The sequence below is a fragment of the Burkholderia sp. YIM B11467 genome, from assembly GCF_052952715.1.
The window spans coordinates 295,463-313,372 of the sequence record NZ_JBQVSQ010000002.1 but is presented as its reverse complement, the minus strand read 5'-3'; the positions used below and the strand labels follow the sequence as shown (position 1 = coordinate 313,372).

Below are 17,910 nucleotides of genomic sequence, written 5' to 3'. Positions count from 1 at the left end.
ACCCGCCCACCCGCCGTGCCCTTGCAAATCCGGCAATACCGAATGGGGACGGAGCGTATTTCTCCCGCGATTATTACTCCAGGGACAACGATCTTTCATCGAAATCCACGTTTACCCTAGGTCAGCCGAAGCCTACGATGTATTCAACCGCTTACGACATGGTGTCGAACGCGGAAAGCCAAGACAAACATCGGAGGTCATCATGAAATCGCTCGTTTCCGCAGTCGTTGCCGCTGTCGCCCTGTCCGCCTCGTTCGGTGCATTCGCACAAAGCACCGTGACCCGCGCCCAGGTGCGCAACGAACTGGTTCAACTCGAAAGCGCCGGCTACAAGCCGGGCCTGTCGAGCCCGTACTACCCGGCCGACATCCAGGCCGCCCAAGCCCGCGTGCGCGGCGCCGACAACAGCGGCTACGGTGCGCAACCGGCCGCGACCGTCCAGGGTGGCGCACCGGCCGCCAAGGTGCAAAGCCCGCGCGACTCGGTCTACTTCGGCCACTAAGCCTGCCGCCGCGCGCCCTGCGCGCGCAGTCCGCACCTGCAACGAGCCCGTCGCGTGACGGGCTCGTTGCGTTAGCGTCGCTTGTTTTACCGGCCCGTTTTACCTGCCCTCCGTCACCGGCTGCCGCCCGACGCGACCCGGCCAGCCTCTTCCGTTGCGGCGGCGCCGCCGACCAGTTCCTGATAGCGCACGCATGCGCGCTGCGCGGACGCCTTCGCCGCGTACATCGCCGCGTCGGCCTTCACGAGCAGTTCCTCGGCCGACGCGCCGTCGGCCGGAAACTCGCTGACGCCGATGCTCGCGCCGACGGCCACGCGCCGCTCGCCGACCTCCAGTTCCTCGGCCATCACGATCTGGATCCGCGACGCGACTTCGCCGATCACCGCCGGTGAACGCACGTCCGCAATCAGCACGATGAATTCGTCGCCGCCGAGCCGCGCGACCATGTCGCCGCTGCGCAGCGCGAGGCTCAGCCGCTTCGCGACCGCGACGAGCGTGCGATCGCCGGCCGAATGCCCATGCTGGTCGTTAATCTGCTTGAAGCGGTCGAGATCGACGAACATCACGGCCAGCCCTTCGTGCACCGCGGCCGCATGCCGGATCGCGGCATCGAGATGCTCCATGAACAGCAGGCGGTTCGGCAGCGCGGTCAGCGGATCGTGGCCCGCGAGGTGCGTCAACTCCTGCTGCTTCGCGCGCAGCATCGCGACCTGCGTGCGGATCTCGACGCGCATGCTGTCGAAACAGCGCGCGAGTACGCCGATCTCGTCGGCGCGCCCGACCGGCAGCCGTTCCGCCGCCGGATCGTCGAACACGTGCGTCGCGGCGCGCGCAAGCGTCTGCAGCGGCCGCGTCATCGCCCGCGCGAACAGGATCGCGAGAATCACCGCCAGCAAGCTCGACACGAGCACCATCCGGACGATCCGTTCGCCAAGCATGCCGGCGGGCGCGAGGACGTCCGCGAGCGGCCTTGCCATCCCGAGCACGACGAAGCGGTTGCCCTCGTCGTGCCCGAACGGCGTGCGCACGAACGCGAACATCTGCCCCGGCGCCTCGTCCGGCTGCACCAGGCCATTGAACGTCACGTTCGCGCGCGCGCTGTCGAACAGCACGTGTGTCGCGACAAAATGGTCCTGCATCAGCACGCGCCGGCCGCGATCGAAGCCGAACGTCTGTGCCGGATCCGGATGCACGAGGAAATCGCCCCACTCGTTCGCGAGATACACCGCATAGTCGTCCGGCAGATCGCGTTCGAGCCGATCGAACACGCGCGACAGTTCGACGTCGACGACGAGCGCGCCGACCGTCTGGCCCAGCTGATCGACGACCGGCGTACCCACGCGCAGGATCGGCAGCCCCTCAGCCGCGTGCGAGCCCGTCTCGTGGTTGATCACGATCGGCGACAGGTAGATATGGCCGGGCGCCGTCGCGAGCGTATCGAATACATAGGAGAACTGCCCTTTCTCCTGGAATGCATTTTCCGGCAGCACGACGATGCCGCGTGCGTCGCGATCGACGCGGATGTGTTCGAGCCCGAAATGCCCGCTCGCGATCAGGCGGATCTGCAGGTATTCCGGATGATTTCTCATGAAGCTGTAATACACCTGCTCGAGCCGCGTGCGTCGCGCGCGGTCCGGGTTGTCGCTGCCCGCGACGAGCGCGGACGACGGCAACTGCGCGAGCACGAGCGCATCGTCCGCGACGTCGGAGAGCGCGGTCGTGAAGCGCTGCCCGAGCAACTGCGTCGACATCAGCAGGCTGTGCTGCGCTTCCTGCACGAGCATCGCGCGATTCGCGCGATACGTGTAGTAGCCGGTGGTGCCGGATGCGATCACGCCGATGCAGGCGAACAGCACCGAGAGCTTCGACGTGAGGCCGAGCCGGATCATTTTTCGAACCGCTCAGGCCGGTCGCCCGACACGATGCGCCCCCACAGCGATTCGCGTCGCGCGATGTCTTCGACGGGTTGCAGCCACACGAGACGCTCGTGCCCGGCGTCGAGGCCCGGCGGCGGCTCGAGCGTGTTCGCGAGCCCCTGGCGCTCGGTCAGCAGCGCGCCGATCGCCGGTTCGAGCATGTAGTTGATCCACGCAAACGCGAGCTCGGGATGTTGCGCGCCGCGCGTGACGGCCCAGCAGTCGAGCCATGCGAGCGCGCCTTCGTCCGGGATCACGTAGCCGACGTCCGCGCCCGCGCGACGCAACAGCTCGACCTGCTGCGTGCCGTAGTTGCCAAACATCAGCGCCGCGCGATGCTGGACGAACAGCGCGGTCGCCTCTTCAGGGAGCGTGTAGTACGTCAGCAGGTTGCGGCGCAGGTCGATCAGCTTGCGCGCGACGGCGAGCGTCTGCTCGGGCGACAGCCGAAATGGATCGGGATAACCGAGCGCCAGCGCCGCGAACGAGAAATTGTGCTGCGCGCTGTTGAAGTCGAGCACCTTGCCGCGGTAGCGCGGGTTCCACAGCTCGCGCATCGAGCGCGGCGCGGCCGGCACCTGCTTGCGGTCGTAGATCAGCCCCATCGACGAATACGTGAACGGGATCGCGTATGCCGCGCCGTCCTGCACGAGCCCGCCGATCGTCGCGAGCTGCTGGAAGTTCGGCAACTGCCGCCGCCGGTTCGGGATGCGCGACAGGTCGATCGGCGCGAGCAGCCGTTCGCGCGCGTAGCGCTGGATCTCGGCCGTGTTCGCGGCCAGCACGTCGTACGGCGGCGGCGACGCGCTTTGCATCCGCGCCCACAGCGCTTCGTCGGAATCGACGAACGTCACTTCGACACGTGCGTGAAACTGCGCCTCGAATGCGCTGACGACGTCGTTGTCCGCGTAACCGGGCCACGCCAGCACGCGCAGCACGTTGTCGTTGACGGTTTCGGGAGAGGCGGCGAAAACAGGCAGGCCCAGTAAGCCCAGTGTCAATATGATGAGCAGCGTGAACACGCCGCTGCGTCGACGCGCATGCGCGCCGATTCCCCTGATCAATCGGTCCCCGCCCGAATCGCCCGGCTGCATTCGACTGTCCTTTTTCGAGTCGATGCGATATCCCGCAACGAGACCATAAATCGTACGGTCGCGCAATCGGAAGAAGCCGCACACGGCATGCGTGCGTGCCGTCGTCGACGCGGAATGCAGCGGGAATGCAGCGCGATGACGCCGCGCCGCTTTCATCCGAGGAAACGAACGTCAGCGCCAGGCCTGCGTGAACTCCGCGATCACGCGCGACAGGTGCGCGCGCATCGCATCGCGCGCGCCGGCCGCATCGCGCGCCATGATCGCCGCGAAGATCCGCTGATGATCCTCCTGCGACGCCTCGCGCAGCGCGCTCGAATGAAAGTGCTCTTCGATCTTGTCCCACAGCGGATCGCTGCGCGCGCAGTCCCACATCGCCGTGACCATGTGCAGCAGCACCGTGTTGCCGGTCGATTCCGCGATGCGCAGATGGAACTGGCGATCGGCCGCGTCGTACGCGGCCTTGTCGTCCATCTGCTCGCGCATCGTCGTCAACGAGAAAAACAGCCGGTCGAGATCGGCGTCCTTGCGCTCGGTCGCCGCGAGCGCCGCGACTTCCGCCTCGATCAGCCCGCGTGCGCGCAGTGTCTCGATCGGCCCCGGGCCGCGCGGCACCTCGAACGTCACCGGCCGTGCGGCATCGGCCGCCGACACGTAGATACCCGAACCGATCCGCACCTCGACGATCCCCTGCACCTCGAGCGCGATGATCGCCTCGCGCACCTGCGTGCGGCTCACGCCGAACTGGTCGGCCAGGCTGCGCTCCGACGGCAGCCGCGCGCCGGCTTCGAACGCGCCGGCGGCCACCATCGCGTGAATCTGCCGCGCAAGGCCGATATAGGAGCGGTCCGCGGCATCGGTGTCGCGGCTGGCGGGCAGGCTGGAAAGATCGGTCATCGAAAGGCTCGCAACAGGCTGGCCGGCGCCATCGCGGCACCGGATCGCCAAAATGGTACACCAATTCCGGCCCGCGTCCCGTTCGGCCTGTCGGCCAGTCCTGCCGCGCATTCGCAGAGGCGTCATACCGTGCGATCTGGAATCGGATAACTGGTAAACCACTATCCCGGTTAACTGGCATACCAATCATAATCCGCACACCGACGACGGGCCGGCGTGCTACCGCCCGGTCGTCCGATGCATGAACCGCCAGCCAGGAGCCGCTCCAGTGAAGATGTCTTTCCGTTGGTACGGCGAGTCCGATCCGGTCTCGCTGCAATACATCCGCCAGATCCCGGGCGTCACGCACATCGTGTCCGCGATCTACGACGAGCCGGTGGGCGAAGTCTGGCCCGCGCACAAGATCGACGCGCTGAAGGCGACGATCGAACGCGCCGGCCTGCGCTTCGAGGTCGTCGAATCGGTGCCCGTCCACGAGGACATCAAGCTCGGCAAGCCGGGCCGCGACCGCCTGATCGACCACTACCGGCAGACGATCCGCCATCTCGGCGCGGCCGGCATCCGCGTCATCTGCTACAACTTCATGCCCGTGTTCGACTGGACCCGCACCGAGCTGTCGAAGACGCTCGACGACGGGTCGACCTGCCTCGCGTTCAGCACCGAATCGGTCGACCGGATCGATCCGAACGATGGCATCGCGCTGCCCGGCTGGGATTCGAGCTACCGGCCCGAACAACTGCAGGCGCTGCTCGCCGACTATCGCGACGTCGACGAAAACGCGCTGTGGGCGAACCTCGAATACTTCCTGAAGGCGATCATCCCCGTCGCGGAAGAAGCCGGCGTGAAGATGGCGATCCATCCCGACGATCCGCCACGCCCGATCTTCGGGCTGCCGCGCATCGTGAAGAACCGCGACGATCTCGCGCGGATCCTGCGCATCGTCGACACGCCCGCGAACGGGCTGACGCTGTGCTCGGGCTCGCTCGGCGCGGGCCCGCAGAACGATGTCGAAGCGCTCGTGCGCGAGTTCGGCGCAATGGGCCGCATCCACTTCGCGCACATCCGCAACGTGAAGGTCGACGCGAACGGCGATTTCGAGGAAACCGCGCACCTGTCGAGCTGCGGCTCGCTCGACATCGCCGCGATCGTGAAGGCGTATCACGACACCGGCTTCACGGGCTACGTGCGCCCCGACCACGGCCGGATGATCTGGGGCGAGACGGGCAAGCCCGGCTATGGCCTCTACGACCGCGCGCTCGGCGCGGTCTACCTGAACGGCCTGTGGGAAGCGCTGGCGAAGTTCGACCGCGCGCCGCAGTAACACCCCCATCGAGGCGGCCGGCGCAGCGGAACGCCGGTCGCCCGTCACGACATTCCGCGCGGAGACACCGCATGCCACGCATCCGATGGGCCATGATCCTGATGTGTTTCCTGGCCAACGTTATCAACTTCATCGACCGCGCGAACCTCGCAATCGCGGCGCCCAGCATCCGTGCCGACCTCGGCCTCGACGCGGTCGGCATGGGGCTCGTGCTGAGCGCGTTCTTCTGGACCTACGCGTTCCTGCAACTACCCGCCGGCTGGTTCATCGACAAGGTCGGCGTGCGCGTCAGCCTCGCGCTCGCGGTCGGCTGGTGGTCGGTGTTTACCGTCGCGACGGGCGCCGCGCGCGGCCTCTCGCAACTCGTCGGCGTGCGGCTGATGCTCGGCGTCGGCGAAGCGGCCGCGATCCCGTCGTTCGCGAAGGTCGCGTTCAACTGGTTCCCGCGCAGCGAACGCGGGCTCGCGAGCAGCATCTTCGACAGCGGTTCGCGCGTCGGCTCCGCGCTGTCGCTGCCGCTCGTCGCGTGGCTGATCTCGATCGTCGGCTGGCGCGGGTCGTTCGTGATCACGGGCGGCATCGGCGTCGTGTGGGCGTTGGCGTGGTGGTTCATCTATCGCGACCCGGAACGCTATCGCGCGATCGCGCCGGACGCCGTCGACGCGCTGCTCGCACAGCGCGGCGCGCCAACCGTTGCGGCCGCAACCGACGGTGCGAAGGTGTCGTGGCTCGACCTGTTCCGCTACCGCACCGTGTGGGGGATGATGATCGGCCTGTTCTGCCTGAACTTCGCGATCTACTTCTTCATCACGTGGTTCCCGAGCTATCTGCTGCAATCGCGCGGCTTCTCGCTCGCGTCGCTCGGCACGTGGGGCATGCTGCCCGCGCTGCTCGCGATTCCCGGCGGCTGGCTCGGCGGCTACGTGTCGGACAGCCTGTTCCGCCGCGGCTGGAGCGCGACCGCCGCGCGCAAGACCTGCCTCGTGCTCGGGATGCTGCTGTCGTCGTCGATCGCGCTGTCCGCGTTCGTCGAAAGCGTGTGGGCGTGCCTCGGATTGTTCGCCCTCGCGTATGCAAGCCTGTCGTTTGCCGGTGCGAACGTGTGGACGCTTGTCGGCGAAGTCGCGCCGACGCCCGCGCACGTCGCGTCGATCGGCGGCATCCAGAACTTCGCGGGCAATCTCGCGGGGATCTTCATCACGACGTTCACCGGCGTGATGCTGTCGATCACGAAAGGCTCGTTCGTCGTGCCGCTCGCCGTGGCCGGTGTGCTGTGCGTGGTCGGCGCGCTGTCGTACCTGTTCATCGTCGGCAAGGTCGAACCGTTGCCGCCGCTGCGCAGCGGCGCGAACGGGCGTGGCGCGGAGCCGAACGCGGCCTGATGCATCGGGGCAGCGCGGCGCGGCTGCGGCGCCTTCGCCGCGCCGCCCGCGCTTTCCTTTTCGGGCCGCGCATCGGACAATGAGCCGCCCGCGCGCGACGCGCTCCCGCCCTCGCCGATGAAACGCTACGAAACCCTCGCCCACACGATCGCCGACGACATCCGTAACGGCAACCTCGCGGTCGGCACGCGCCTGCCGTCGCTGCGGCAGATCATCGCGCAGCATGGCGTGAGCCAGTCGACGGTGTTTCGCGCGTACTACCTGCTCGAACAGTGGGGGCTGATCCGTGCGCGCGAACGCTCGGGCTACTACGTCGCGCCGGGTGCACAACCGGACGCAGCCCCGGCCGCGAAGCGTCGCGCGAGCCGTGCCGGCGCATCGCGCAAGGTCGACATCAGCAGCCTCGTGTTCTCGGTCCTCGACGCGGCCACGCAGCCCGGCATCGTGCCGCTCGGTTCCGCGTTCCCGGCGCCGCAGCTGTTTCCACTGCCGCGTCTCGCGAAGTCGCTCGCGCAGGCCACGCGGCTCGTCAGCCCGTGGAGCACGGTCGTCGACCTGCCGCCCGGCAACGAGGCGCTGCGCCAGCAGATCGCGCGGCGTTATCTCGCGACGGGCGTGTCGCAGTCGATCGACGAGATCGTCGTCACGAACGGCGCGCTCGAAGCGCTGAACCTGTGCCTGATGGCCGTCACGCGGCCCGGCGACGTCGTCGCCGTCGAAGCGCCCGGCTTCTATGCGGCGCTGCAGGCGATCGAGCGGCTCGACCTGCGCGCGGTCGAGATTCCCGTCGATCCGCGCACGGGCCTCGATCTCGATGCGCTTGCGCACGCGCTCGACCGGCACGACATCCGCGCGTGCTGGTTCATGACCAATTTCCAGAATCCGACCGGCGTCACGCTGTCCGTCGAAAAAAAGCGCGCGCTCGTCGACATGCTCGCGGCGCGCGACGTGCCGCTGATCGAGGACGACGTCTACGGCGAGCTGCATTTCGGCCCCGACTATCCGCTGCCCGCGCGCGCGTTCGACCGCCACGGCCTCGTGATGCACTGCAGTTCGTTCTCGAAGACGCTCGCGCCCGGCTACCGGATCGGCTGGGCTGCCGCCGGCCGGTTCGCGGAGAAGGTGCAGCGGCTCAAGCTGATGACGACGCTGTCGGCCAGCATTCCCGCGCAGGCCGGCATCGCGAACTATCTCGAGCACGGCGGCTACGACCGTCACCTGCGCAAGCTGCGCGGCGCGCTGCACACGCAGCTCGACCGGATGGACGACGCGCTGCGGCGCTGGCTGCCGCCCGGCGTCGAATGGGTGCGGCCCGACGGCGGGTATTTCCTGTGGCTCGCGTTTCCCGATGCGATCGACGCGATGGAACTGCATCGTCAAGCGATCGCACGCGGGATCAGCTTCGCACCGGGGCCGCTGTTTTCAGCCACGCACGGCTTCGAGCGCTGCGTGCGCGTGAACTTCGGCCATCCATGGAGCCGCGACATCGAGCGCGCGATCCGCGTGCTTGGCGAGCTGGTCGCGCAGCCGTCGGTGCGCAAGGCTGGTTGATCGCACCCGGTGTACGCGGTCACGTCCATGCAGGCAATCGGCGCGCGGGTTACATTGCTGATCCCGCTGCCCCTTCACGATTTTCCATGAGCCAACTGCCCTACCTCGATCACGACGCGTTGTTGAAACTGACGGCCGAAGCGGCGCACGTCGCGCAGCCGTGCACGTGCACGAAAACCTCGCTTGCCGGCTGGACGAGCCTGCCGCTGTCGCTGCAGGACGCGCAACTGACCGAAGTAGCCACGCTCGCGCCGCCCGGTGAGATGGAGCCGACCTATGCGGAATATCATCCGGCCGGTACGCGCTACGCGTCGGACGATGCGCCGATCGCGCTGCGCCATTTCCCGTACAACCGCTGCAACGTCAGCCGCTGCCGCTCGTGCGGCCGCCTGTTCCTGCGCTATCAGGAAGGCGGCGGCTACTTCATCGACCAGCGCATTCGCGCGCTCGATCCGGCGCTCGTCGTCGACGCCTGAATCCGCCACGGGCATCAATGCATGCCCGGCCCGCGCGGGCGCCGCCACGACCGGCGTCGCGCCCGCCATCTGCTGCGCCCTTTTCGTCCCGATCTGCTGCTTGTCCCGCCGCCCCGCGTTCCCTACGCTGTCTCCGGTTGCCTGACACCCGTCGCAACATCCCTTTCGAGCCGCGCGCGCCGCGGCTCCTCTCGCGTATCACGTCATGTATCGATATACCGATTTCGACCGGGCGCTCGTGCGCAGCCGCGCCGCCCAGTTTCGCGACCAGCTCGAACGCTGGCAGCACGGCACGCTGAGCGAAGACGCGTTCCGACCGCTGCGCCTGCAGAACGGCTGGTACGTGCAGCGCCACGCGCCGATGCTGCGCGTCGCCGTGCCGTATGGCGAACTGTCGAGCGCCCAGCTTCGCGTGCTCGCGCGGATCGCGCGCGACTACGACGTGCCCGACGACGCCACCTATCGCGCCGCGTGCGACGCGCAGGCGTTGCTCGGCACGCTGCGCCTGCCGACCCGCAGCGCGCACTTCACGACACGCACCAACGTGCAGTTCAACTGGATTCCGCTCGCGAAAGCGGCCGACGTGATGGAGCTGCTCGCGACAGTCGACATGCACGGCATCCAGACGAGTGGCAACTGCATCCGCAATATTTCGTGCGACGAGCGCGCGGGCGTCGCGCCGGACGAGATCGCCGATCCGCGCCCGTTCGCCGAAGTGATGCGCCAGTGGACGACGCTGCACCCCGAATTCGCGTTCCTGCCGCGCAAGTTCAAGATCGCGATCACCGGCGCGACCGAAGATCGCGCGGCGACCGACTGGCACGACGTCGGGCTGAAGCTCGTGCGCGACGAGACGGGCGAGCTCGGCTTTCGCGTGAGCGTCGGCGGCGGGATGGGCCGCACGCCGATGATCGCGACGCTGCTGCGCGCGTTCCTGCCGTGGCAGCACGTGATGAACTACATCGAGGCGATCGTCCGCGTGTACAACCGCTACGGCCGCCGCGACAACAAGTACAAGGCGCGGATCAAGATCCTCGTCAAGACCGAGGGGCAGCGCTACATCGACGACGTCGAGGAGGAATTCCGCCAGATCGTCGACCATGACGGCGGCCCGCATACGATTCCGCGGGCCGAGTTCGAGCGCGTCGCCGCGTCGTTCGTTCCGCCACGGCTCAAGCCGCGCACGCTCGACCTGCACGACGCGAATGCGCGCGTATCCGCACAGGCGGCCCGCCATCCGGCGTTCGCGCGCTGGCTCGCACGCAATGTCACCGCGCACCGCGACCCGGCGCTGCGCATCGTCACGCTGTCGTTCAAGCGTCGCCTGCAGGCGCCCGGCGACGCGTCGCCGGACCAGCTCGACGCGCTCGCCGATCTCGCCGAGCGCTACTCGGCCGGCGAGGCACGCGTCACGCACACGCAGAACGTCGTGCTGCCGTGGGTGCACGTCGACGACCTGTTCCTGCTGTGGGAAAACGCGCGTGCGATCGGGCTCGCCAGCGCGAACGTCGGGCTGCTGACCGACATGATCGCGTGCCCGGGCGGCGACTTCTGCGCGCTTGCGAACGCGCGCTCGATCCCGATCGCCGACGCGATCGCCGAGCGCTTCCAGGATCTGGACATGTTGCACGACGTCGGCGACATCGACCTGCACATCAGCGGCTGCATCAATTCCTGCGGCCATCATCACAGCGGCCACCTCGGCATCCTCGGCGTCGACAAGGACGGCGCGGAGTGGTACCAGGTGACGCTCGGCGGGTCGGACGGCTCGACCGCGAGCGGCCCCGCGCGGCCGGGCAAGGTGATCGGCCCGTCGTTTTCGGCGGACGAGATCGTCGATGTCGTCGACGCGATCGTCAACGCGTATCTCGACGCGCGGATCGATGCGAACGGCCGCAGCGAACGATTCATCGACACGGTGCGCCGCATCGGCGCGGAACCCTTCAGGGCCGCCGCGAACGACGCGCGCCATCAGGCAGAGCACGCATGAAGCCAGCCAACGACAACGACAGCATCCACGCACGCATCCGGCTGCTGACGCCGGCCGAACACGCCCGCGACACGCAGCAGCACGACGATGCGACGCTGACGATCGGCAACGACGAGGAACTGCCGCCGCTCGCGGCGCGGATCGCGCAGGCTGCGCGCATCGACCTGCAGTTCCCGTCGTTTACCGACGGCCGCGCGTACAGCCAGGCCTACCTGCTGCGCAAGCGCTTCGGCTTCGCCGGCGACTTGCGCGCGACCGGCGACGTGCTGATCGACCAGCTGCTGCTGATGGAGCGCACGGGGTTTTCGAGCGCGGTGCTCGGCGACGACACGGACATCGCGGCCGCGCGGCGGCAGCTCGACAGGTTTCCGGGTTTCTATCAGCGCGATGCGAGATCGGAAGCGCCGGCATCGCCGCGCGAGATAATGTCAGACGATTGACTTGATTCGCAAGCGCGCGGCCACACTCGCCACGACGGGAAAGTCATTCATAGGATCATTCAACCTGCATTCCTCATGCCAGCCCTCGCACGATCTGGCAACAACAGCGAAACCGCGCATTTGATTCGGTCATTGCTTGACATTTTCAACGTATAACCTAGCTTGACTCTACGGATCAAATGCGCGGCACATTCTGTACGATTCATATCGGGACACATGAATCGCGTGAAGATTCGACACAATAATTAAGTTATACAAAGAAATTTCAACCTGGGGACTCGCCATGGACAAGTCATCGTCTTGCGGCGTCACAAACACCACCGCGATCGCTCCGTTCGCGGACGCGTCGCGCGCGTCGGCATGCGAAGCCGCCATTCCCCCCGTGCGCGCGTCGAAGCATCTCCTTGCCCCTCCGCGCTGACCCCGCTGCCCCTTCCCTGATTCACTTCATCGAAGCAAAGAGAATCGTTTCGCCGTTCGGCGGCGGGACGTGACATTAGCCTGTCTTCCGCACGCAAGGTCGTGCGTGGAAGCAGGTGCGATCACTCTCGAGCATGCACATGGCTACCTCCAATCCGTTTGAAGCCCGGCCGCCGACGATCAATCCCGTGAGAATGAATCACTGGACGGCACGTGGCAGGGCCATTTCATTAGGTCTCTATCTGCTTCTCGTCAACGCGGCGGGTGCTGCGGTCGCCGCCTATGCGATCAAACAACCGGTTCGCGCGGGGATTTTCTGGGATCAGTGGGGGACGATCATCATGGTCAGCGCGATCGCAACCGTGCTGGTAGGCGTGCCGCTGATCGCGTTCCTGTGCCTGGGCTGGTACGCGCGTTATGACGAATTCCAGAACAGCCTGAAGAACGACGCGCTCGATGCCTACCTCAAGCGTTTCTGGTCGAAGTGGCTGCTGCAGACGATCCAGTTCGCGGAACATCAGGAACGCACGGCGCTGAGCGCGGGCAGCAACACGGACCTCATGAAAGACTTCTCGGAACGCTGGCCGACGCTGGGCGACCGCCTGTTCGCGAATATCTACCACGAGCAGTACGGCCTGTGGGCGTTCGTGCCGCCGTTTCTGATCCTGCTCGTGGTGACGTACGCGATCACGTCCATCGCGACCTGGCTGTGTACGCAGGGGGCTTGCTCGTCGTCGAACCAGGCGACCTGCATTTTCGGACTCAGTGCCCCGCTGATCGTGTCGTCGATCGCCGGTGCGCTGATGTTCGTCGTCAGCGATGCCGTGCTGGGGATCCGGCGCCGCGCACTCAACGCATCCGACGTGTACTGGTATTCGCTGCGGCTGTTCCTCTCGATCCCGCTTGCTCTTGTCGCGGAATATGCACCGTCGGCCGGCAGCCCGCCGCATGTCGTGATCGCGTTCACGCTGATGATCCTCCCGGTCGATCAGATCATGAAGACGATTCGTCGCCTCGCCGCGCTGAACATGAGCAAACTCGAACAGGACGAGGACGTTCCGGACGAACTGCTCAACCTGAGCGGCGTCACGAAGTTCGTGGCGGCGTTGCTGCAGGCGGAGGGCATCACGTCGATCGAGCAAATGGCGGCGGCCGACCCCGTCACGCTGTCGATCCGCACGGGCTTTCCGTTTCGCTTCACGCTGCGACTCGGTTCGCAAGCGATCGTACGCCGGCATTTCGGTCCGGATGCGTCGAAATTGCTGCCGATCGGCCTGGCGGATGTCGTGCCGATCTTCCTGCTGGTGCAGGCGCTTAAAAGCCGGGCGCCGGGCGCGGAATCGCCCCCCATACCAACCAATGCGCCGCCGCTCGAAAATCCCGACGCCATCATCGCAGCCGCCGCCACGTGCCTGTTTCCCAATGCGCAGGCCGAACCCGCGACGACCCAGGCACAAGCGGTCGTGAAAATGAAATTCGGCCAGATTGCCGCGGAAGAGTACACGTTGATGCTGGCTCGGATCACGCCGCTCGACCCGGCGCTGTGATAGCGAAGTGAAATTCGCCACCTATCTGGCGGGAGGAACGCCAGCGTATTCATGGGATGCGATCGTGCTGTCGGCAGGCGGCAACGACCTGTTCGACGCGCCCCTGACAATGCCCGACGAACCCGATCCGGGCAACGCGACGCGCCGGCTGCTACCGGACCATCAGGCGACTGGGAAAAAGAGAGCCATCCTTTGCCGCAGCGCGACGCGAAGCGCGGTATCGCGTTCGAGAGCCAAGCCACGCTCACGTGCACGTGTCGCCGGCGGAACGCGCGTGTGTTCCGCCGGCACGCCAGACGCGGCTAGTTGCGCGCCACCGGCTTGCCGAACGCACCGAGGATCTTCTTCTCGAGCGCGATATAGTCGCGGCCGAAGTGGTGATCGCCCTGCGTCTTGATCACGTCGGCGCCCGTGTTCACGAGCGCCGGACACATCGTGTCCTTCTCTTCCGCGCCATAGAAGCACTGCACGAGCTGCGGCGGCACCTTGGCCAGTTCCGGCGCGACCTTCAGCGCCTTGTCGCTCGCGGGCATGCCGAGCCAGCCCGTCACGCGGATCTGGAAATCGGCGGACGGCGCGAAGCCGAGCAGCGACATCACCGCGACCTTGTCGCGCAGGTCGGCCGGCAGCCGGTTGTATGCGAACGGCATCACGTCGGCACCGAACGAGTAACCGACCAGCGCCACGCGGTTCGCATGCCAGCGCGCCGTGTACGTACGCATCACGCGCGCCAGGTCGCGGCTCACCTGTGCGGGCGGCTTCTCGCTCCAGAAATAACGCAGGCTGTCGATGCCGACCACCGACACGCCGTCGCGCTGCAGCGCCTCGGCGATCGTCTTGTCGAGATCGCGCCAGCCGCCGTCGCCCGAGATCACGATCGCGAGGCGGTCGCTGCCGCCCTTGGCCGGCAGCTCGACGAGCGGCAGATCCGACACGTCGAGTTCGTCGCCGCTGCTGTTGTCACGCAGGTGCGACGTGACGAGCGACACGAGCTTCGCGGTATCGCCCGCGGCAGCCGTGTCGACAAAACCCGGCATCGCGCGGCGCACGATCGTCGGATCGGGCGGGCACGGCTTGAAGCGCGGATCGAGCTTCGCCGCCGGATCGACCGATACGACGCCGGCAATCGTGTTCTCCGGCGCCATCGACAGGATCTGCTTCGCGATCGCACCGCCCTGGCCCACGCCCGCGACGATCGGCGTGAAATAGCGCGACGACTGCGCGAGGCGTTCGAGCTGGTGGCTGACCGCCTCGGCGTCGCCGTCGAGGTGGTGGCAGGTCTCCTGCTTCGCGGCGAGATTCATCGCATAACGCTCGGAATCGACACCCACCGTCATCGCCCCGGCCTTCGCGAGCGCATCGGCGGCCTGCTGATCGGCGGCATTCCAGCCGGCCTCACGCGAGAACAGCACGACGAAACCGCGCAGCGGCCCGCTCGGCTTGGTGACGGTAACGGGCCCATAACGGCCGCCCGACACGGTTTCGGCCTTCACTGCGGCCGGCTGCGTGGCGCACGCGGCGCCGGCCAGCATCATTCCCGCGCAGGCGGCTGCCGCCCGCGCGAATCCCTTCTTCAACATCATGAACGCCGACCTCCAGCCAGCAATGACAGATCCGCCAGCGTGACGAACACGCCGACCGAGCCCGAGGCCGCGAGGTAACGCGGCTCCCAGTGCGGTTCGAACTTGCTCTTGAATGCGCGCAAGCCGCGGAAGTTGTAGAAGCGGCCGCCGAAGCGCCAGACCATCAGGCCGAGCCGGTGCCACGGCGACGGCATCTTCGCCGCCCCCATCCCCGAGAACGGCGCGATGCCCAGGCTCAGCTTGCGAAAGCCCGCTTCCTTCAGATGCAGCGCGAGCTGCGTAAACAGATACTCCATCGCGTACGGCGACGCGTCCGGCAGATGGCGCATCACACCGACCGTCGCCTCGGTATTGAGGTCGGTCGTCATGAACGTGACGAACGCGATCGGCTTGTCGGCCTGACGCACGAGCATCACCGACTGCGTCGCGAGATAACCGTCGTGGAACGCGGCCACCGAAAAGCTCTTCTCGCGCGCGTCGCGGCTGTCGAGCCAGCCGTCGGAGATGTCGCGCAGCTTCGGCAGCGCGACTGGCACGTCGCACGGCGCGATCACCTCGACCGCCAGCGCGTCCTTGTCGCCGCGGCGCAATGCGTAGCGCAGGTGCGAACGGTTCGAACCCTTGAGGTCGAACTGGTCGAGCGCGATATGCGCTTCCTCGCCGAGCTTCATCAGCGTGAGCCCCGCGTCGAGATACAGCGGCAGCGCATTCGCTCGCACCTGGTAGAACGCCGCGCGGCCGCTGTGCGCATGCGCGAGCGCGATGAACTTGCCGATCAGCGCCGGCCATTCTTCGCGCGGCCCGACCGGGTCGTGCAGCGCGGCCCACGTGCGGCCGTACTTCGCGTACATCAGGAACGCCTGGCGCGACTCCGAGAACAGGAACGACTTGTCGCCCATCAGCGCGAGGCCCGCATCGCTGCACTCCTGCGCGCGGATGATCCGCTCGGCGTCGAACAGGTCCTGCGGCACCGGCTTCACGAAACGGCCGGGGGCCGGGCGCAGCAGTTGCCACAGCGCGAACATCGCGACGAACACGCCGCTCGCGAGCGTCGCGCGCAGCGCACGCGGCGCGCGTGCGTCGAACGAGAAATGCGACCACAGGTCGCGCGTGTACGGCACGTCGCGGAACGCGAAGAACAGCACCCACACCGCCAGCATCAGCACCATCGTCACCGACACGAACCAGCTGACCGTGAAGCGCTCGGCGAGCAGCGACGAATGACGGTTGAAGCGGCGGCGGCTGACGAGCAGCAGCACCAGCAGCGTGCCGAGCACGCCGGCCTCGACGAACGCGAGGCCCTTCGCCAGCGACAGCGCGAGGCTCGCGAGCGTCAGCGCGAAGGTCATCCACCATGCGCCGTCGAGGCGGCGCAGCAATCCGCGCGCGACGAACAGCAGCGCGACGCCGAGCACGCTGCAGATCACCTGCGAGCCTTCGAGCACCCACAACGGCACGAGGTGGCGCAGGATCGCGATCCGGTGCCAGAACGCGGGTGTCGCGCTCGAGATCACCAGCATCCCGCCGACCGCGAACGTCACGAGGCTCAGGAACACCGGCGCGAGCTGCGACACGCGCGCGGCCTGCCGCGACACGAGCCGGCGCCGCAGCGCGCGGCCCTCGAAACCGGCCAGCAGGCCGGCCGACAGCACGAGCGGCACGCCGAAGTAGATCGCGCGATACGCGATCAGCGCGGCAACCATCGCATGCGCGGGCACTTCGCGGCCGAGCGTGAACACCATCGCGGCTTCGAACACGCCGATCCCGCCCGGCGTATGGCCGATCATCCCGAGCAGCAACGCGGCCGCGTAGACGGTGATGAAGGTCGGGAAGCCGACCGGCGCGGCCGGCAGCAGCACCCACAGCGTCAGGCCCGCCGCGACGACGTCGAGCACCGCGTACACAACCTGCGCGACGAGATCGCGCCGCGCGGGCACGTCGAACGACAGCCACTTGAAGCGCGTCACGACCGGGCGCGCGGTGTTGCCGCACATCACGACCATCGCGGCCAGCACCACGAGCAGCGCGGCGCCGCTCCACGTGAGCACGCCGGGTGCGACGTGCAGCATGGCGGCAAGCGCCTCCGGCACGCAAACCATGCCGACCGCCGTCATCAGCACCATCGCGAGCGCCAGCGTGCCGCTCGTGAATACCGTCATCCGGCCGATCTGCGCGGGCGTGACGCCCGACACGCCGTACACGCGCGCGCGGACCGCGCCGCCCGTCAGCGCGCCGAAACCGGTCGCGTTGCCGAGCGCGGATCCGGCGATCGCGCCGATCCACAGCGCGACGCGCGGCACCTTCGCGGCGACATAACGCAGGCCGACCGCGTCGCGGGCGACCAGCGCGAGATAGCTGAGCGCCGTCGCGGCCAGCGACGCGCCCCACTCGCCAACGGACATGTGACGCAACTGGCGGATCACCGACCGGTAGTCGACGGATTCCGACAGATGCTGGAAAACCACGATCAGCAGCAGGCCGATGCCGAGCGCGAGCAGCGGCGACAGCACGCGCTCATGGCGGATCAGCGCCCGGACACGAGCGATCACCGCCGCGGCACGGCCGGGCGAACCAGAGTGGCGGGAAGACATAGATTGTTCAGTGGTGGTGCATAGCGTGTCGCGGCGCAAGACGGCCAGGCGGCGACGAATCTGGTTGTTCTGCGTGGGCGGTCGGCCGAAGACGGAGGCAGGTGGCGCCTGAATCAGAACTTACGAGTATACGGAATTTATATTACAGAATCTTTCAGGTTCGCATTGTGCGGTTTTGTGGCGCGCGGGCGCGTAAACATCGC

13 protein-coding genes are annotated in these 17,910 nt (G+C 67.2%); 8 read left to right on the top strand and 5 right to left on the bottom strand.

Annotation, left to right across the window (positions count from 1 at the left end):
• Positions 1 to 202 precede the first annotated feature (202 nt).
• The gene (locus tag ACTRWB_RS08555; protein WP_129515059.1) at positions 203 to 502 is read left to right on the top strand and encodes a DUF4148 domain-containing protein; all 300 of its coding nucleotides are present in this window, start codon (positions 203 to 205) and stop codon (positions 500 to 502) included.
• Between the two features lie 113 nt (positions 503 to 615).
• Here ACTRWB_RS08555 and ACTRWB_RS08550 read toward each other — a convergent pair whose 3' ends face one another.
• The 3 genes from ACTRWB_RS08550 to ACTRWB_RS08540 all read right to left on the bottom strand — a co-directional run bounded on the left by ACTRWB_RS08550 (position 616) and on the right by ACTRWB_RS08540 (position 4,406).
• Positions 616 to 2,391 carry a diguanylate cyclase domain-containing protein gene (locus tag ACTRWB_RS08550; RefSeq protein WP_446901585.1) on the bottom strand — a complete coding sequence of 592 codons (1,776 nt, stop codon included), beginning with the start codon at positions 2,389 to 2,391 and terminating at the stop codon, positions 616 to 618.
• Entirely contained in the window at positions 2,388 to 3,512 is a 1,125-nt protein-coding gene (locus ACTRWB_RS08545; RefSeq protein WP_446901584.1) for an extracellular solute-binding protein, read from the bottom strand. The genes ACTRWB_RS08550 and ACTRWB_RS08545 overlap by 4 nt, the downstream gene beginning before the upstream one ends.
• 171 nt (positions 3,513 to 3,683) lie before the next feature.
• The gene (locus ACTRWB_RS08540; RefSeq protein WP_343494448.1) at positions 3,684 to 4,406 is read right to left on the bottom strand and encodes a FadR/GntR family transcriptional regulator; all 723 of its coding nucleotides are present in this window, start codon (positions 4,404 to 4,406) and stop codon (positions 3,684 to 3,686) included.
• Positions 4,407 to 4,674: 268 nt separating this feature from the next.
• On the opposite strand from ACTRWB_RS08540, the gene uxuA reads away from it, so the two are divergent.
• The 7 genes from uxuA to ACTRWB_RS08505 all read left to right on the top strand — a co-directional run bounded on the left by uxuA (position 4,675) and on the right by ACTRWB_RS08505 (position 13,533).
• Positions 4,675 to 5,727, top strand: a complete 1,053-nt coding sequence (gene uxuA / locus ACTRWB_RS08535) for a mannonate dehydratase (RefSeq protein WP_446901583.1) — start codon at positions 4,675 to 4,677, stop codon at positions 5,725 to 5,727.
• Between the two features lie 71 nt (positions 5,728 to 5,798).
• The gene (locus ACTRWB_RS08530; protein WP_048250834.1) at positions 5,799 to 7,109 is read left to right on the top strand and encodes an MFS transporter; all 1,311 of its coding nucleotides are present in this window, start codon (positions 5,799 to 5,801) and stop codon (positions 7,107 to 7,109) included.
• A 117-nt stretch (positions 7,110 to 7,226) separates the two neighbouring features.
• Entirely contained in the window at positions 7,227 to 8,660 is a 1,434-nt protein-coding gene (locus ACTRWB_RS08525) for an aminotransferase-like domain-containing protein (protein ID WP_446901582.1), read from the top strand.
• Positions 8,661 to 8,746: 86 nt separating this feature from the next.
• Complete coding sequence (locus ACTRWB_RS08520) at positions 8,747 to 9,136, top strand: hypothetical protein (RefSeq protein ID WP_343494445.1); 390 nt, start codon at positions 8,747 to 8,749, stop codon at positions 9,134 to 9,136.
• Between the two features lie 205 nt (positions 9,137 to 9,341).
• Entirely contained in the window at positions 9,342 to 11,126 is a 1,785-nt protein-coding gene (locus ACTRWB_RS08515) for a nitrite/sulfite reductase (protein ID WP_446901581.1), read from the top strand.
• The gene (locus ACTRWB_RS08510; RefSeq protein WP_446901580.1) at positions 11,123 to 11,566 is read left to right on the top strand and encodes a DUF934 domain-containing protein; all 444 of its coding nucleotides are present in this window, start codon (positions 11,123 to 11,125) and stop codon (positions 11,564 to 11,566) included. Before ACTRWB_RS08515 ends, ACTRWB_RS08510 begins: the two co-directional genes overlap by 4 nt.
• 560 nt (positions 11,567 to 12,126) lie before the next feature.
• Positions 12,127 to 13,533, top strand: coding sequence for a hypothetical protein (locus tag ACTRWB_RS08505; RefSeq protein ID WP_446901579.1), 1,407 nt, complete (start codon positions 12,127 to 12,129; stop codon positions 13,531 to 13,533).
• 302 nt (positions 13,534 to 13,835) lie between these two features.
• Here the strand turns inward: ACTRWB_RS08505 and ACTRWB_RS08500 are convergent, their stop codons facing one another.
• On the bottom strand, positions 13,836 to 15,116 hold the full coding sequence (locus tag ACTRWB_RS08500) for a virulence factor family protein (RefSeq protein ID WP_446901578.1): 1,281 nt from the start codon (positions 15,114 to 15,116) through the stop codon (positions 13,836 to 13,838).
• Positions 15,113 to 17,707, bottom strand: coding sequence for a bifunctional lysylphosphatidylglycerol flippase/synthetase MprF (gene mprF / locus ACTRWB_RS08495; protein ID WP_446901577.1), 2,595 nt, complete (start codon positions 17,705 to 17,707; stop codon positions 15,113 to 15,115). Before mprF ends, ACTRWB_RS08500 begins: the two co-directional genes overlap by 4 nt.
• Positions 17,708 to 17,910: the final 203 nt, after the last annotated feature.

What these genes read in the sequence shown, in the direction of transcription:
- ACTRWB_RS08555 (WP_129515059.1), top strand. Translation starts at nt 203, where the DNA reads ATGAAATCGCTCGTTTCCGCAGTCGTTGCCGCTGTCGCCCTGTCCGCC.
- ACTRWB_RS08550 (WP_446901585.1), bottom strand. Translation starts at nt 2,391, where the DNA reads ATGATCCGGCTCGGCCTCACGTCGAAGCTCTCGGTGCTGTTCGCCTGC.
- ACTRWB_RS08545 (WP_446901584.1), bottom strand. Translation starts at nt 3,512, where the DNA reads ATGCAGCCGGGCGATTCGGGCGGGGACCGATTGATCAGGGGAATCGGC.
- ACTRWB_RS08540 (WP_343494448.1), bottom strand. Translation starts at nt 4,406, where the DNA reads ATGACCGATCTTTCCAGCCTGCCCGCCAGCCGCGACACCGATGCCGCG.
- ACTRWB_RS08530 (WP_048250834.1), top strand. Translation starts at nt 5,799, where the DNA reads ATGCCACGCATCCGATGGGCCATGATCCTGATGTGTTTCCTGGCCAAC.
- ACTRWB_RS08525 (WP_446901582.1), top strand. Translation starts at nt 7,227, where the DNA reads ATGAAACGCTACGAAACCCTCGCCCACACGATCGCCGACGACATCCGT.
- ACTRWB_RS08520 (WP_343494445.1), top strand. Translation starts at nt 8,747, where the DNA reads ATGAGCCAACTGCCCTACCTCGATCACGACGCGTTGTTGAAACTGACG.
- ACTRWB_RS08515 (WP_446901581.1), top strand. Translation starts at nt 9,342, where the DNA reads ATGTATCGATATACCGATTTCGACCGGGCGCTCGTGCGCAGCCGCGCC.
- ACTRWB_RS08510 (WP_446901580.1), top strand. Translation starts at nt 11,123, where the DNA reads ATGAAGCCAGCCAACGACAACGACAGCATCCACGCACGCATCCGGCTG.
- ACTRWB_RS08505 (WP_446901579.1), top strand. Translation starts at nt 12,127, where the DNA reads ATGGCTACCTCCAATCCGTTTGAAGCCCGGCCGCCGACGATCAATCCC.
- ACTRWB_RS08500 (WP_446901578.1), bottom strand. Translation starts at nt 15,116, where the DNA reads ATGATGTTGAAGAAGGGATTCGCGCGGGCGGCAGCCGCCTGCGCGGGA.
- mprF (WP_446901577.1), bottom strand. Translation starts at nt 17,707, where the DNA reads ATGTCTTCCCGCCACTCTGGTTCGCCCGGCCGTGCCGCGGCGGTGATC.